The sequence below is a fragment of the Lascolabacillus massiliensis genome (genome assembly GCF_001282625.1).
In the GTDB taxonomy this organism is placed as follows: domain Bacteria; phylum Bacteroidota; class Bacteroidia; order Bacteroidales; family Dysgonomonadaceae; genus Proteiniphilum; species Proteiniphilum massiliensis.
Window position 1 is genome coordinate 259,280 of sequence record NZ_CTEJ01000002.1, and the last position, 15,602, is coordinate 274,881.

A 15,602-nucleotide genomic window follows, 5' to 3' on the forward strand; every position below is an offset into this window, starting at 1 on the left:
GTTATATTTTGATGTCTGTTTTTTTTCCAATTTGTTTTAACTCTTAAAGTGAATTACTGGAGCTTATGGTAACTCCATATAGTTCATTTTTGGTATGTTGCCGCTTTCAAGCATATTCAGCATCTTCATTGTTGCTTTTATGGCTGCTACTGTCTGGTCAATATCAAGTGCCCTTGTTTTAAACACTTTACCCTCAAACTTCCAGGTTATGACTGTTTGCACATATGCATTTGTTTTTCCGCCAGGTGGTATTACTACCTCGTAATCTATAAGCTCAGGAACCGGTTTATTCAGACTTCTGTATATCTTGAACATGGCTTTGGAAAAAGCATGATACTGTCCTTCTCCTGCAGCTGTTTCCTGATAAACTTTACCCTTTATTCCAATCTTTACAGTGGCTGTCGGCCTTAGTCCATCAGTTAATGTCAAGGAGTAATTCAACATCTGAATCTCTTTAAAATCATTACCATTCTTAAGAACATCTGATACTATATATGGTAATTCGTCAAGACTAACTACTTCCTTTTTATCACCAAGTTCTATAATTCTGGCTGTAACTTTACTCGTTGCTTCTTCATCAAGCTCAATACCAAGTGCTTCGAGATTTTTTACAATATTGGATCTGCCTGAATTCTTTCCTAATGCGTATTCACGATAGCGACCAAATCGCTCTGGCAGCAGATCATTGAAGTAAAGATTTTTCTTTTTATCACCATCCGCATGAATTCCTGCAACCTGAGTGAATACGTTATCCCCTATCAGTGGCTTGTTATTCGGAATTCTTACTCCGGAATAGCTTTCTACAACTTTACTTACATTATAGAGTTTAGACTCATCAATATTTGTCTTAAATCCCAGATGATCATGAATAAGTGCTATAACACTTGTTAATGGGGCATTTCCGGCTCGCTCTCCAAGACCATTTACCGTAACATGGACGCCTTTAACTCCAGCCTTAAGTGCCTCATACACATTGGCTACTGCAAGATCATAATCATTATGGGCATGAAAATCAAAATGAATACCAGGATAACGTTCAATCATCTCAGAACAAAATCTGCCTGCTTCATCCGGATTTAAAATACCTAAAGTATCGGGTAGCATAAAGCGGGTAACTGGCTCATCTTTTAGGCCATCCATCATCTTAAACACGTAATCTTTAGAATCACGCATTCCATTTGACCAGTCTTCAAGATAAAGGTTAACCTTCAGACCCATTTCACATGCACTGTTGATGCTTTTCTTTACATCTTCTAAATGCTGCTCAGGTGACTTTCTTAACTGATATGTACAGTGCTTTAATGAACCTTTGCTTAACAGATTGACAACTTTACATCCTGCTTTGGCTATCCACTCGAGTGAAGTTGTTCCATCAACAAAGCCTAGTACTTCCAATTTATCTATATAGCCATGTGTTGTGGCCCATTGAGCCATTTTCTGTACTGATTTGAACTCGCCTTCTGATACTCTTGCTGATGCGATCTCTACTCTGTCAACTTTCAGTTCATCTAATAAAAGACTTACAACACTCACCTTTTCCTGTGCAGCAAAGGATACTCCCGATGTCTGTTCTCCATCGCGCAGGGTAGTATCCATAATCTCTATTTTTCTTGATTCTTGCAAAACAATCAGTTATTTGAAGTTCTTTGTTATATCTATAACAGTTTAAATTATATGGTTTTAATATGAGAATGCTCGGCGTTTCTCATACTCCAGTATCTTATCTCTGTTGGACAGAAGAAAATCTATGTCATCAAGTCCTTTAAGTAGGCACTCTTTCTTATATGCATTTATTTCGAAAGACTCTGTACGGCCTGTTTCATTATTCACTATTGTCTGCGCTTCTAGGTTTACAGTAACTGTAGATTTTGGATTTTTTCTTGAACAGTCAAACAGTTCACTAAGAAATTCATCGGAAATTACTACTGGAAGTATACCGTTATTAAGAGCATTGTTTCTAAATATATCTGCAAAAAAGCTTGACACTACTACTTTGAAGCCATAACCACCTATTGCCCATGCTGCGTGCTCGCGACTACTTCCACTACCAAAGTTTTTACCTGCTACTAATACTTCGCCTGAATATTTTGGATCATTAAGTACGAAATCTTCTTTAGGGTTTCCCTCTTTATCATAACGCCAATCGGCAAACAAATTATCTCCAAAACCTTCTCTGGTAGTTGCTTTCAGGAAGCGGGCAGGTATAATCTGATCGGTGTCCACATTCTCTATCGGAAGTGGAACGTATGTTGATGTTATTGTTTTAAATTTTTCCATTATTTCTAAAATTAGGGTTGGGTTATTTTACCGTTTACTGCAGCAGCTGCGGCTACTAAAGGACTTGCCAATATTGTTCTGGCTCCCGGACCTTGTCGTCCTTCAAAATTACGATTAGATGTAGATACTGCATATTTACCTGCTGGCACCTTATCATCGTTCATTGCAAGACAAGCTGAGCAACCTGGTTGCCTGATTTCAAATCCAGCTTCCTGAAGTATCAGATCAAGCCCCTCTTCCTTTATCTGTTTTCTTACCTGCCAACTGCCGGGCACTAGCCAGGCTGTGACATTTTCAGCCTTCTTTTTGCCTTTAACGTATTCTGTAAACTGGCGGAAATCCTCAATACGACCATTCGTACAACTTCCAAGAAATACAAAGTCGATCTGTTTACCTTCAAGCTTCTCTCCTGGTTCAAACCCCATATATTTAAGTGATTTCTCGAAAGAAATTTTTCCTGCATTGTCAATATCCTCAAGTTTAGGAATAGTTCCATCAATAGGCATACCCATACCCGGATTAGTGCCATAGGTTATCATTGGAGGAATTTTCCCTGCATCAAATGTTACCTCTTTGTCAAACACAGCACCTTCATCAGATTTCAATGTCTTCCAGTATGCTAAAGCCTCTTCCCATCTCTCACCCTGTGGGGCAAACTGACGTCCTTTTATGTAGTTGAATGTAGTTTCATCTGGAGCTATCAATCCACCACGTGCACCCATCTCGATACTAAGATTACAAAGAGTCATTCTTTGCTCCATAGTCAAATTACGTACAGCTTCACCGGCATACTCTACAAAATAACCTGTTGCACCACCTGTGGTAAGTTGCGATATCATATATAGTGCCATATCCTTGGCACCTACATTTTCACTAAGTTTACCTTCAAAGTTGATGCGCATTGTCTTAGGACGTGTCTGAAGAATACATTGTGATGCCAAAACCATCTCCACTTCACTGGTTCCGATTCCAAATGCAATAGCACCAAATGCTCCATGTGTAGATGTGTGACTGTCACCACAAACTATTGTCATACCTGGCTGTGTATACCCGTTTTCAGGTCCTATAACATGTACAATACCGTTCTTTGGATTCCCCAGCCCATAATATGTAAGTCCAAATTCACGGGCATTTTTTGCAAGTGTCTCTACTTGGAAGCGAGAGATAGCATCACGAATTGGATTCTCCTGGCCCATTGTAGGAATATTATGATCTGCTGTCAGAGTGGTTTGCTCAGGCCTGAACACACTTAAACCTCTTGCACGAAGTCCAGCAAAAGCCTGTGGACTGGTCACTTCATGACACAAATGACGATCTATGTATAGTTGTGTGGGACCGTCCTTAACTTCTGTTACAACATGTGCGTCCCATACTTTATCGAAAAGAGTCTTCATATATTATTTAATTGCTTATTTGTATTTTATTTTTCTATCTCGTTCTTATTTGAATTGTAATTATTTTATTCAACGAATTTATTTACAGCATCTATAAATGCTTCTACAGAAGCTGCAACAATATCTGTATTGGCTGCAAATCCATAGTAGACAATGTCATTATGTTCAACCTGCATATGTACTTTTCCAATATCATCACTGCCACGATCGATTGCCTGGATAAGAAATTCCTGAATCTTCATTTCACGACGTATGATACTTTTCACAGCTCTGATGGCTGCATCAACTGGTCCATTACCTGAAGCTGTTGCTTCAAAATGTTCACCTGCAATATTCAATCCTATGCTTGCTACATCCCTTACGCCAATACCGCAAACCACCTGCAGATAGTCAACTTTTATACGATTCAAACGGGCTTCTTTCCCAACAAGCATCAGTATGTCATCATCATTTATGCTCTTTTTTCTGTCTGCCAGGTTAAGAAATTTCTCGTACACCTTATCAAGTTCTGCGGATTCAAGTTTAACACCAAGAACTGATAGACGGTTCTTAAGTGCGGCACGACCACTACGAGCAGTCAGAACTATTGCATTATCATCTATTCCCACATCTTTTGGATTGATAATCTCGTAGGTCTCAACATTCTTTAGTACACCATCCTGGTGGATACCAGAGGAGTGTGCGAAGGCATTTCGACCAACTATTGCTTTATTTGGCTGAACAGGCATGTTCATTAAACTCGAAACAAGGCGACTGGTTGAATATATGTGCTGTGAATTAATATTTGTGTCGAAACCTCTGTCTTTATGACTTCGTAGTGCCATAACCACCTCTTCTAGAGATGTGTTACCTGCGCGTTCTCCAATACCGTTTATGGTAACTTCAACTTGACGAGCACCATTTATAACACCTGAAAGTGTATTTGCAGTAGCCATACCTAAATCCTGATGACAGTGTGTAGAAAGTATTGCATTTTTTAGATCTACATTATCTATCAGATATTTTATTTTTGCTCCATACTCATCTGGAAAGCAATATCCTGTAGTATCGGGAATATTGATAACAGTTGCTCCGGCATTAACAACAGCCTGAACTACTTTTGCCAGATATTCATTGTCTGTACGACCTGCATCTTCTGCATAAAACTCTACATCATCTACAAAATTTCGGGCATATTTTACAGCTTTTACAGCTCTCTCCAGTATTTCCTCACGATTGGAATTAAATTTATGCTTTATATGAGAGTCTGAAGTCCCTATCCCAGTATGAATCCTTTTACGTTTCGCATACTTTAGTGCTTCAGCTGCAACTTCAATATCCTTCTCTACAGCTCTTGTCAGTGCACATATTGTAGGCCAGGTTACGGCTTTGGAAATCTCAACTACGGAATTGAAATCACCTGGACTTGAAACCGGAAATCCGGCTTCTATTACATCTACACCTAATAATTCTAGAGCCTGAGCTATCTGAATTTTCTCAATTGTGTTTAATTGACAACCTGGTACTTGCTCACCATCTCTTAATGTTGTATCAAAAACATAAATTCGTTCCATTTTATTCTACCTGTTTTCTTATTTCTTTAATAAAAAAATAACCCTTCCCACCGGGTGAGAAAGGTTATCTGTATTTTTACTAGTTTAGTCGTTATTTTTGATATGCCAGTCTCACCCTCCGAATTTTTCCAGAAGTAGAATAGAAATGACTAGAATATCTATATTTTGATACATAACGCTAAACATTTTCTGTTTGATGAATACAAAGTAAAAGTAAAAAACCTTACAAACAAAATATTTCAACAAATTTCTTCACTAAAAAACTCCAATTTATTACTTATACACTCATATATATGGTAATTCGTAAGTAAATATGGAGATTATTTAAAGAATAATTCAACTGAATTCTGATCTAAGAAAGTACTTCCGAATAAGAGTTATAAATTTTACTATTTATAGAACATCCCTCAATTAAAAGTAAAAACAGTTTTCTTTGCTTTTTGTTTATAATTAATGAAGAAATTGTGAAAATTGATATATTTTTATTTGATGTACTTTAATACTGAAATAATAAAAGCTAAAATGAATGATGCAGGAGGCAAAAAAAAACCCTTCCTGTTTGGAGTAGATTTCGAGATGAAAGAGGGTTTTTTTATTGCTGATCCTTTGTCTCAAAGAGATATACTATTTTATGTCAATGGTATCGGGAATTTTGATGGTATTGATTTTCTACAATCAATTAATTACAACGATTATCAATTTGAAATATTCCCGGAAGAGCTTACTGAATATAAGAAGCGCTTTAACAGGGTAATGAGCGGGTTAAAAAGGGGGGAAAGCTATCTTGTAAACCTGACAATAGAAACACCACTGAAAACATCTCTAAACTTAAAAGAAATATTTTTGCATAGTAACTCTGATTACAGACTCTTGATACCTGATAAATTTGTATGTTTTTCTCCTGAGTGTTTTGTAAAAATTACTGATGGTAAGATCTATACATTTCCAATGAAGGGTACAATTGATGCTTCTGTTCCTGATGCAGAAACATTAATTATTAATGATGAAAAAGAGACTACAGAACATAATACAATAGTAGATCTGTTAAGAAACGATATTAGTCGCGTGGCTCACAGAGTACAGGTAAACCGTTTCAGGTATATTGATGAGATTAAAACAAACAGAAGCAAAATACTTCAGGTAAGTTCTGAGATTGAAGGTACATTGTCTACAAAGTATATATCTGAAATTGGTGATATAATTTTCAACCTGCTTCCTGCCGGTTCAGTTTCGGGTGCACCTAAAGAGTCTACCTTAAGGCTTATCAGAGAGTCTGAAAGTAGTTGCAGGGGATTTTATACCGGTGTTGCAGGTTATTTTGATGGAGCTAATCTTGACTCTTTTGTTTTAATACGTTTTATAGAACAAAATGAGGAAGGACTTGTTTTTCGAAGTGGAGGGGGGATAACAGCCGGTAGTGAACTTAACAAGGAGTATTCTGAAGCAGTACAAAAAGTTTACCTCCCTTTTTAAAAATTTATATATTTCTTATTTATATATAAAATTATGTTTCTGGAAACAATTTGTCTTATAAATGGAAAAGTGCAAAACTTAGATGCACACATCAGACGTATGCGTAAGACAGCCGACTACTTCAGGTTTGATGTTCCGGAATTACCTGACTTAGAGGAATTGCTTTCACCTGGCATGGAAAACTGCAAGGTGAAATGTAGTATACATTACCATTATGAGATCAACAGTATTGCTTTCGAAAGGTATATACCAAAGGTGATAAAGTGTTTGAAATTGATTAATGCATCTCCGGATTATACTTTTAAGTTTTCTGACAGAAGATCTCTTAATGATCTGCTTAGTTTAAGAGAAGATTGTGAAGAGGTATTGATAGTCAGAAATGGTTATATTACTGATACAACTTATAGTAATGTAGTATTGGAAAAGGAAAATTCACTGTATACTCCGCATCTTCCTATATTGAACGGAACTAAACGTCAAAAACTTCTTCATGAAGGCAGGATTTCAGAAAAAGAGATTAAGGTAAATAATTTGAAGGATTATAACCGGATTTATCTTATTAATTCTATGCTTGATACAGAAGATAATATATCTATACCTGCAGATCTGATAAAAGTTTAAATACTACAATCTAATAGAAAAGCAAAAGCGGTTCCTTTTTAAAATCATAGAACCGCTTTTATAATAATAGATATGAGAAGTCTATCCGAAATCGTCAAACATGATCATCTCTTTTGGAACGCCCAGGCTGTCCAGCATACGCTGTGCGGCGTTAGCCATTGGTCCAGGTCCACACATATAGTATTCAATATCTTCAGGAGCATCATGATCTTTTAAATAGGTATCATAAATCACCTGATGTACAAATCCTGGTGTGTATTTAATGCCAGCTTCATCAGCTTTTGGGTCTGGTCTGTCGAGTGCCAGATGGAATGAGAAGTTAGGGAACTCTCTCTCCAGTTCATAAAAATCTTCAAGATAAAATGCTTCTATCAATGCTCTTGCTCCATAAAAGAATGACATTTTCCTGTCTGTAATTCTAAGGGTCTTTAGCAAATGCATAATCTGAGATCGTAGAGGAGCCATACCGGCACCACCACCTATCCACAGCATTTCTCTCTTACTGTCCAGAATTGGGTGGAATTCTCCGTAAGGACCTGACATCATTACCTTATCACCTGGTTTCAGGTTGAAAATATATGATGAAACAATTCCCGGATTAACATTCATCCATGTACCTTTAGCTCTGTCAAACGGAGGTGTTGCAACACGAACGTTTAGAGTTATGATATTACCTTCTGCGGGGAAGTTAGCCATTGAATAAGCACGTGAAGTATCTTCATCACTTTTACAAACCAAATCCCACATCTTAAATTTATCCCACTCTGGTTTAAATTTCTCGTCAATATCAAAATTAGAATATTTAATTGCATCAAATTTTGGAACTCTAATCTGGCTGTATGAACCCGGCTTAAAGTCAATAGTCTCACCTTCAGGTAGCTTAACCACGAATTCTTTAATAAATGATGCCACATTTCTGTTGGAAATAACTTCACACTCCCACTCCTTGATTCCAAAAATCTCTTCCGGTAAAACAATAGAAAGGTCGTCTTTTACTTTTACCTGACAGCTCAGACGCCAATTGTTCATTTGCTCTTTACGTGTGAAGTGTCCTTTTTCTGTGGGCAGAATTTCTCCACCACCTGATACAACTCTGCATCGGCATTCACCGCAAGTTCCTTTACCTCCACAAGCAGATGAGAGATATATGTCCTTTGATTGTAGTGAGTTTAGTAAAGTTCCTCCTTGTGCTACTTCAAGCTTCTTTTCCGGATCATCGTTTATATTGATTTTTACATTTCCTGAAGGTATCAGTTTTTGTTTGGCGACAAGAATAACAATAACCAGTATAAGAATGATTAGCAAGAATACAATTACACTTGTCAATATCGTTAGTCCACCCACATTCATTAGTATGCTCATACTTGTATGCTTAAAATTTTTACTTTAATCTGTTTATTATCTTTTTTCCTGATTAAATACTAATGCCCGAAAAGCTCATAAATCCAATTGCCATTAAAGCAGTAACTATGAAAGTTATTCCAAGTCCTTTCAATGGTTTCGGTACATCTGAGTATTCAAGCTTCTCCCTGATTGCAGCCATACCAACTATTGCAAGAAGCCAACCTATTCCTGAACCAAAGGCATAAGCAGTTGCCATACCTATATTGGCGAATTCTCTTTGTTGCATAAATAGTGAGCCTCCTAAAATAGCACAGTTAACAGCTATAAGTGGGAGAAAAATACCTAATGAGGAGTATAGTGCAGGACTAAATCGTTCAATTACCATCTCTACCAACTGTACGATAGCAGCAATCACCGCTATGAAAATAAGTAAACTAAAAACACTTAAATCAACATTGGCAAATTGTGGCCCGAGCCATTCCAATGCTCCTGCTTTAAGAACATAGTTTTCCAGTAAATAATTCACAGGTAGAGTAATAACCAACACCAATGTAACTGCTAAGCCTAGACCTAATGCTGTTTTTACATTTTTCGAAACTGCCAGGAATGAACACATCCCAAGGAAGTATGCGAAAACCATATTGTCGACGAATATCGATCTTACAATCAGACTAATTGCATCCATATATTATATCTGTTTATTTACTGTTAATTAATTGGTTTCCTCCTGAAGATCTTTATTCTTCGAACGATGTACCCATATAATGCAAGCTACAATAAGAACTGCCATTGGAGCAAGCATCATAAGTCCATTATTCTCATACCCGGCATCATAAAATGCTTGAGGAATTACCTGATGCCCCATAAGTTCACCCGATCCTAATAACTCACGAAAAAAACCTGTAACCACTAAAATCCATCCGTAACCTAATCCGTTGCCTATTCCATCAAGAAATGATGGCCAAGGTCCATTTCCTAATGCAAATGCCTCAAGGCGACCCATCAATATACAATTAGTAACAATAAGCCCAACGAATACAGACAATTGCTTGTTAACATCATACGAATATGCTTTTAACACTTCACTTACTATCGTAACAAGTGACGCAACTACAACTAATTGTACAATAATACGTATGCGGTTTGGTATGGTCTTACGTAATAGAGAAATGATAACATTGCTAAATGACGTAACTATTACAACTGCAATAGCCATTACCAGTGATGGCTCCAACTTGGATGTTACCGCGAGGGCTGAACAGATACCCAAAACCTGTACAAGTATTGGATTATTTTTACTCAACGGTCCTAACAATACCGCTTTAGTTTTACTATTTAATGCCATATCTTAATTTCTATTCAGTTTCATCAAAAAATTCTCATATTCACCCACACTGTTTAGAAGCATTTTATCAACACCCTGACTTGTGATTGTACCTCCTGAGATTCCATCTACATAATCACGTCGTGAATCTGTCTGACCTGGTTTAACCACAGCAACAGAAAGAAAGTTGCCATTTTTAATGATCTCTTTTCCTACGAACTGATTACCAAATGCGCTTTGAGCAATCTCTGCTCCTAACCCCGGTGTTTCTCCAGCGTGACCAAAGTCAGCTCCATAAATAGTGCTTCCATCATCTTCAACTGCCAGATATCCCCAGATTGCACCCCAAAGTCCGGCACCACTCATTGGAATGATATATACATTCTTTCCATCAATGGATACTTCATAAACGGGTAATCCTTGAGCAGCAGGATCACCAAGTTCTGTTGAAAAAGCAGGGTCAGCAGGGGTAGTACCTTCTGTACCTTCTATCTTATCACCTTCATCTGTTATTAAGTAGGCATTAGTTATGAGCTCAGCATAACGATCTTCAGCCTCACTTGCATCAGCAGTAATATTTAGTGAACGTAAAAGCTGCTGCATTTTATCAATATTCTCATTTGCAATCTGCTTATCTAACAGCGACTGGTGTGTAAGTGAGAGTCCTAATGCTACAATGATTACCATCACCGCAGCATATATAATTGTATAACCATTATTTTCTCTATTCATAGCTATGCTTTATTAGTTACCCTTTTCAATCTTTGTTTAATATTGGCATCAACCACATAGAAGTCGATAAGTGGAGCAAATGCATTCATAAACAGGATTGCAAGCATCATTCCTTCTGCATATCCAGGATTGAATACTCTGATAGTAACAGCGAGTAAACCTATTAAAAACCCATAAATCCATTTCCCTTTTTCTGTTCTTGCCGAGGTAACCGGGTCAGTTGCCATAAATACTGCTCCAAATGCGAAACCTCCAAGTAACAGATGGTACATAGGAGGCATTTCCATATATGCATTATGTGCAAAAACATTTAGTAATAATACAGTGAACGTACCGCCAAGGAATACCGAAAGCATTGTTTTCCAGCTACCAATTCCTGTTATAATTAATATAGCAGCACCAATTAATATTGCCAATGTAGAAGCCTCTCCAATTGAACCAGGATATAATCCTAGGAACATATCGGTAAATGTAAGTGGCTCACCAGTTATTCCTGTAAATGTAAAGTCGCTGAAGCTGGATACTTCTGTGGTATTAATTTGTCCAAGTGGTGTTGCACCTGAATATCCATCAATTACCTGTCCTCCACCCATACCAAAAGTATCACGTGTGCGCACCCATACCTGGTCGCCCGACATTTTGGAAGGATATGAGAAGAACAGAAATGCACGTGCTATCAAAGCTACATTAAATACATTATAACCTGTTCCTCCAAATACCTCTTTAGCAAATATTACAGCAAATGCGGTAGCAACTGCAATCATCCAGAGTGGTGTATCTACAGGCAATATCATTGGAATCAGAATTCCTGAAACCAAAAAACCTTCGGCTACTTCCTCTTTTTTAAACTGCGCTACGGCAAACTCAATTCCTAAACCTACTACATACGACACAATCAGCTGTGGCAGGATGGCAAGCAAACCATAAATAAATTTCGTGAATATGTCTGCTTCAATTCCTACAGCTGTGTAATGCTGCAGACCAATATTATACATACCTACTAAAAGTGCAGGTATAAGTGCCAAAATCACGATAATCATCGTACGCTTCGAGTCGCGTGCATCGTGAATATGTACTCCGGATCTCGAAGTTCTGTTCGGTACAAACAGGAAGGTTTCAAATGCATCATATGTTGACCATAGCCAATGAAGCTTACCTCCTTCTTCGAAATTTGGTTTTATCTTATCAAGATACTTTCTTAACGCTTTCAAAGTTATATCATTTATAAGTTATTATTCTTTATTCCATCTCGTTACGAAGCAGATCCAGACCTGTTCGTATTATACGCTGAATTTCCAGTTTGGATGTATCCACAAACTCGCATAGAGCAAAATCCTCAGGTGCAACTTCGTAAATACCAAGCTGCTCCATTTTATCAATATTAAAAGCTAAAGTGGCTTTGATAAGTTGCTCAGGGAAAATGTCCATTGGAAACACTTTATCATATTCATTAGAAACTATAATTGCTCTTGGTCCTCCCAACAAACGAGCATCCAGTCTATATTTTTTATTAAATTTCAGATATGTGCCTCCTGAACTGTATCTTTTTGGAGATAATGATGCCCAGCCAAAAGCTTCATGCACATCATCACCTTCAGGAATTACTGTTACCTGAGAATCATAAGCACGAAGTACTCCATCTTTTGCAATCTTACGTCCTGTCAATGGGTTACCACTAATATATCTTAAAGAAATACCTTCTGTTACATTGCCGTTAAAGATTGAACTAAGCTCAGTACCAATTAACATTTTATAGTAGCCTGTCTGTTTTACTTCTGAACCACACAGTGTTACTGTACGTGTGAGATCAACGCGACCTCTATTGAACAGTCTTCCAATAAGAGCTACATCCATAGCGTTAAGTGTCCAGACAACTTCACCACGGTTAACCGGTTTTATATGGTTAATCTGTACTCCTACATTTCCAGCAGGGTGAGGTCCGTTAAATTCAGTAATAACAACATTTTTTGCATCACGCAAAGCCTTACTTTTTGTTTTTGTGCTGATAGAGAGATAAACTTTACCGCTTGTAAGTTTAGCCAATGCATCCAATCCAGTCTGTAAGTCAGCTTCCTGACCTTCCAGCATAAAATCGTATGAAGGTGCTAGAGGGGCAGTGTCAAAACCGGTTACAAAGATATCTCTTGGCTGTTTTCCCGGTACTGCAACAACATCGTAAGGGCGTTGTTTAATAAGGAACCATATACCTGCTTCCAGTATTGATTGTTTAACCTCCTCAGATGAGAGTGAGGAAACATTTTTTATCCCAAAATCTTCATACTCGATTTCACTGTCTGCCTTGATTACAATGTTCAGAATGCGTCTTTTCTCACCTCTAACGACTTCTGTTACAACACCGCTAACTGGCGAAGCAAAGAAAATCTCGGGATGATCTTTGGAATAAAACAAAGTATTTCCGGCTTTAACCCTGTCATCAACTTTGACGGCCAGCTTGGGAGTGATGCCATGAAAATCTTCAGGACAAATTCTCACAAATTCACTTGTTACTTTGCCTCTTAAAATTTCTTCAGAAGCTCCAAGTAACGGAATTTGCAAGCCTTTCTTAATATTTATCAGATTAGCCATATAGTTTATAATAAATTACCTTTCTCTTAAACTTTTTTTGAACAATCAATTATAAATCAAAAGGTTCTAATTAAGCTGTGTATTAAATTAGAGCACCCTGCTTATTGAATTTGCAAAGGTACATTTTTTTGTACTCAAATAACATAAATTCTGAATAAATTAGTGAAATAATTCAGTATTTCAACTAAATATTATTATTCAGAAATTCCTGCAATATCCGGGTCAATCATAATTCTACCGCAATATTCGCATACAATAATTTTCTTTCTAAGTTTAATGTCCATCTGCTTCTGTGGCGGAATCTTATTGAAACAACCTCCACAGGCTCCACGCTGAATAGGTACTACACCTAATCCATTGCGAGCATTCTTACGTATGCGTTTAAAAGCAGTCAGAAGACGTGGTTCAATAGTTGTTTCAGTCTTTTTAGCTTTTTCACGAATTTTTTCTTCTTTAGCTTTCGTTTCTGAAACTATATCATCCAACTCTTTTTTCTTGTGCTCAAGATCTGCCGTTTTTTCTTTCAGCAACTCATTTGCTTCTTTTATCTGCTCCTTAATTGAGTTTATCTCCTGTTCAAACTCACGGATATGCTTTTCAGAAAGAGCTATTTCAAGCGTCTCAAACTCAATTTCTTTTGAGAGATGATCATACTCTTTACTATTTCTCACATTGTCAAGTTGCTTATTATATTTCTCAATTTTAGCCTTGCTGGTCTCTATCTTTCCCTTCTGTAACTTTGTATTTTCTTCAAGCTGTTTCACTTCAAGCTGGAAGTTATTGATACGAGTTCCTAATCCGGCAATTTCATCATCTAAGTCTGCCACCTCAAGAGGTAATTCTCCTCGCAACGTTTTAATACGGTCAATCTCTGATAAATAGGATTGTAATTTGAAGAGTGATTTTAATTTATCTTCAACTGACACTTCCTGTTCTGCTTTAGCTTTTTTTGTAGCCATAATTTGAATTTTAAGTGAACGGTTTATATTTCAATTATTATATCAAACAAAAAATGCAGTAATTCTACGAGCTTACTGAAGATCGTTATATTACCACATTTAACTGTAACAGCGGGAACTAGTCAGACCGCCTCTTGTTACAGGTATTTCACGGGATTCGAATCGAATGCCGATTTATGTATCGCAAAGTTAGGAAATTTTCCTGAAATTACATCAAAAAATATATCTTTTGTGCATATCTCAGATTCGTAATGTCCTAATACTGCAAGTAATATTCGATCTTCAACATCATAAAAGTCGTTATATTTAGCTTCACCAGTTACAAAGGCATCAGCACCATAAGAAATTGCCTTGGGTATTAAGAAAGCGCCTGCACCACCACAAATGGCAACATCTCTGATCTCTTTACCCTCAAGTTTGGAGTGACGAATTGTTGGCAGATTAAAGATATCTTTCAATAAATAGAGAAACTCCTGCTCTGGCATGGGCTCAGGTAGCACCCCCACTACTCCACTGCCATGACGCGACCACTCATTTTCTAAAGGGTAGAGGTCATAAACAGGCTCTTCATAAGGATGCACAGCAAGAAGTGCACGAAGCACTTCCTCTTTTTTCATAACAGGTAATACAGTTTCTATTCTTACTTCAGGCTCAAAATGCATCTCATCTATATTTCCAACATGTGGGTTTGCTCCAATGCCTGCTCTGAATGTACCTTCACCGGTGAGATTGTAACTACAGCTGTCATAATTGCCTATATGTCCTGCTCCAGCATTAAAAAGGGCATTTCTTACACTCTCAGCATGTTGAGTCGGGACAGTAGTAACAAACTTTAAAAGTGCCTTTTCTTTAGGTTGAAGTATTTTAACATTTTCAAGTTCAAGCATGCTGGCTAGTTTGTAGTTTACTCCTTGAAGTGCATTATCAAGATTTGTATGGGCTGCATAAATAACAATGTCATTTTTAATTGCTTTAAGTAAACACCGCTCAACATAATTTTTCCCTGTTAGTGATTTGAATGGTCTGAATGCCAAAGGATGATGCGATATAATCAGATTACAACCAAGTGAAATTGCTTCTTCTATGACATACTCAGTGATATCTATTGCTAACAGGACTCCGGTAGCTTCTCTGTTTATATCGCCAACTTGAACACCACTGTTGTCAAAGTCTTCTTGAAGTGAAATAGGGGCTAATTGTTCTATAGATTGTAGAATGTCTTTTACTCGCATAACTTTTTATGAATTTTATAATATGTTCTAAATTATTGAATTGGCCCTAAACATACAGCTACACAAATATAACTGATTTTTTGTACTTTTGTTCTAATTAATATTTT

Annotated in this window: 14 protein-coding genes; 2 read left to right on the plus strand and 12 right to left on the minus strand. The window is 37.2% G+C overall.

The window, feature by feature from the left end:
• Positions 1–63: 63 nt before the first annotated feature.
• From BN1354_RS05860 to BN1354_RS05875, 4 genes are all read right to left on the minus strand, one after another.
• Complete coding sequence (locus BN1354_RS05860) at positions 64–1,596, minus strand: alpha-isopropylmalate synthase regulatory domain-containing protein (protein WP_045089321.1); 1,533 nt, start codon at positions 1,594–1,596, stop codon at positions 64–66.
• Between the two features lie 84 nt (positions 1,597–1,680).
• Positions 1,681–2,277 carry a 3-isopropylmalate dehydratase small subunit gene (leuD, locus tag BN1354_RS05865; protein WP_053826515.1) on the minus strand — a complete coding sequence of 199 codons (597 nt, stop codon included), beginning with the start codon at positions 2,275–2,277 and terminating at the stop codon, positions 1,681–1,683.
• Positions 2,278–2,288: 11 nt separating this feature from the next.
• Positions 2,289–3,671, minus strand: coding sequence for a 3-isopropylmalate dehydratase large subunit (gene leuC, locus BN1354_RS05870; RefSeq protein ID WP_053826516.1), 1,383 nt, complete (start codon positions 3,669–3,671; stop codon positions 2,289–2,291).
• 65 nt (positions 3,672–3,736) lie between these two features.
• Complete coding sequence (locus BN1354_RS05875; RefSeq protein WP_045089318.1) at positions 3,737–5,224, minus strand: 2-isopropylmalate synthase; 1,488 nt, start codon at positions 5,222–5,224, stop codon at positions 3,737–3,739.
• Between the two features lie 489 nt (positions 5,225–5,713).
• Between BN1354_RS05875 and BN1354_RS05880 the strand changes: the two genes are divergently transcribed.
• Both BN1354_RS05880 and BN1354_RS05885 read left to right on the plus strand, forming a co-directional pair.
• Positions 5,714–6,697 carry an aminodeoxychorismate synthase component I gene (locus BN1354_RS05880; RefSeq protein WP_053826517.1) on the plus strand — a complete coding sequence of 328 codons (984 nt, stop codon included), beginning with the start codon at positions 5,714–5,716 and terminating at the stop codon, positions 6,695–6,697.
• Positions 6,698–6,730: 33 nt separating this feature from the next.
• Positions 6,731–7,318, plus strand: coding sequence for an aminotransferase class IV (locus BN1354_RS05885; RefSeq protein ID WP_053826518.1), 588 nt, complete (start codon positions 6,731–6,733; stop codon positions 7,316–7,318).
• 81 nt (positions 7,319–7,399) lie between these two features.
• On the opposite strand, the gene nqrF is transcribed toward BN1354_RS05885, so the two are convergent.
• From nqrF to BN1354_RS05925, 8 genes are all read right to left on the minus strand, one after another.
• On the minus strand, positions 7,400–8,680 hold the full coding sequence (gene nqrF / locus BN1354_RS05890; RefSeq protein ID WP_053826519.1) for an NADH:ubiquinone reductase (Na(+)-transporting) subunit F: 1,281 nt from the start codon (positions 8,678–8,680) through the stop codon (positions 7,400–7,402).
• Between the two features lie 52 nt (positions 8,681–8,732).
• On the minus strand, positions 8,733–9,347 hold the full coding sequence (nqrE, locus tag BN1354_RS05895) for an NADH:ubiquinone reductase (Na(+)-transporting) subunit E (RefSeq protein ID WP_045089314.1): 615 nt from the start codon (positions 9,345–9,347) through the stop codon (positions 8,733–8,735).
• Positions 9,348–9,374: 27 nt separating this feature from the next.
• On the minus strand, positions 9,375–10,007 hold the full coding sequence (locus BN1354_RS05900) for an NADH:ubiquinone reductase (Na(+)-transporting) subunit D (RefSeq protein WP_045089313.1): 633 nt from the start codon (positions 10,005–10,007) through the stop codon (positions 9,375–9,377).
• Between the two features lie 3 nt (positions 10,008–10,010).
• On the minus strand, positions 10,011–10,718 hold the full coding sequence (nqrC, locus tag BN1354_RS05905; protein ID WP_045089312.1) for an NADH:ubiquinone reductase (Na(+)-transporting) subunit C: 708 nt from the start codon (positions 10,716–10,718) through the stop codon (positions 10,011–10,013).
• Between the two features lie 2 nt (positions 10,719–10,720).
• On the minus strand, positions 10,721–11,929 hold the full coding sequence (locus BN1354_RS05910) for an NADH:ubiquinone reductase (Na(+)-transporting) subunit B (RefSeq protein WP_045089311.1): 1,209 nt from the start codon (positions 11,927–11,929) through the stop codon (positions 10,721–10,723).
• A 28-nt stretch (positions 11,930–11,957) separates the two neighbouring features.
• Positions 11,958–13,304, minus strand: coding sequence for a Na(+)-translocating NADH-quinone reductase subunit A (locus BN1354_RS05915; protein WP_053826520.1), 1,347 nt, complete (start codon positions 13,302–13,304; stop codon positions 11,958–11,960).
• 194 nt (positions 13,305–13,498) lie between these two features.
• On the minus strand, positions 13,499–14,263 hold the full coding sequence (locus tag BN1354_RS05920) for a zinc ribbon domain-containing protein (RefSeq protein WP_045089309.1): 765 nt from the start codon (positions 14,261–14,263) through the stop codon (positions 13,499–13,501).
• Between the two features lie 137 nt (positions 14,264–14,400).
• On the minus strand, positions 14,401–15,495 hold the full coding sequence (locus tag BN1354_RS05925; RefSeq protein WP_053826521.1) for a Nif3-like dinuclear metal center hexameric protein: 1,095 nt from the start codon (positions 15,493–15,495) through the stop codon (positions 14,401–14,403).
• Positions 15,496–15,602 lie beyond the last annotated feature (107 nt).

Excerpts from the sequence above, each read along its gene's own strand:
- nqrF (WP_053826519.1), bottom strand. The coding sequence starts at position 8,680 with ATGAGCATACTAATGAATGTGGGTGGACTAACGATATTGACAAGTGTA.
- BN1354_RS05915 (WP_053826520.1), bottom strand. The coding sequence starts at position 13,304 with ATGGCTAATCTGATAAATATTAAGAAAGGCTTGCAAATTCCGTTACTT.
- BN1354_RS05900 (WP_045089313.1), bottom strand. The coding sequence starts at position 10,007 with ATGGCATTAAATAGTAAAACTAAAGCGGTATTGTTAGGACCGTTGAGT.
- BN1354_RS05875 (WP_045089318.1), bottom strand. The coding sequence starts at position 5,224 with ATGGAACGAATTTATGTTTTTGATACAACATTAAGAGATGGTGAGCAA.
- BN1354_RS05885 (WP_053826518.1), top strand. The coding sequence starts at position 6,731 with ATGTTTCTGGAAACAATTTGTCTTATAAATGGAAAAGTGCAAAACTTA.
- BN1354_RS05860 (WP_045089321.1), bottom strand. The coding sequence starts at position 1,596 with ATGGATACTACCCTGCGCGATGGAGAACAGACATCGGGAGTATCCTTT.
- BN1354_RS05920 (WP_045089309.1), bottom strand. The coding sequence starts at position 14,263 with ATGGCTACAAAAAAAGCTAAAGCAGAACAGGAAGTGTCAGTTGAAGAT.
- nqrC (WP_045089312.1), bottom strand. The coding sequence starts at position 10,718 with ATGAATAGAGAAAATAATGGTTATACAATTATATATGCTGCGGTGATG.
- leuC (WP_053826516.1), bottom strand. The coding sequence starts at position 3,671 with ATGAAGACTCTTTTCGATAAAGTATGGGACGCACATGTTGTAACAGAA.
- leuD (WP_053826515.1), bottom strand. The coding sequence starts at position 2,277 with ATGGAAAAATTTAAAACAATAACATCAACATACGTTCCACTTCCGATA.
- BN1354_RS05880 (WP_053826517.1), top strand. The coding sequence starts at position 5,714 with ATGTACTTTAATACTGAAATAATAAAAGCTAAAATGAATGATGCAGGA.
- BN1354_RS05925 (WP_053826521.1), bottom strand. The coding sequence starts at position 15,495 with ATGCGAGTAAAAGACATTCTACAATCTATAGAACAATTAGCCCCTATT.
- nqrE (WP_045089314.1), bottom strand. The coding sequence starts at position 9,347 with ATGGATGCAATTAGTCTGATTGTAAGATCGATATTCGTCGACAATATG.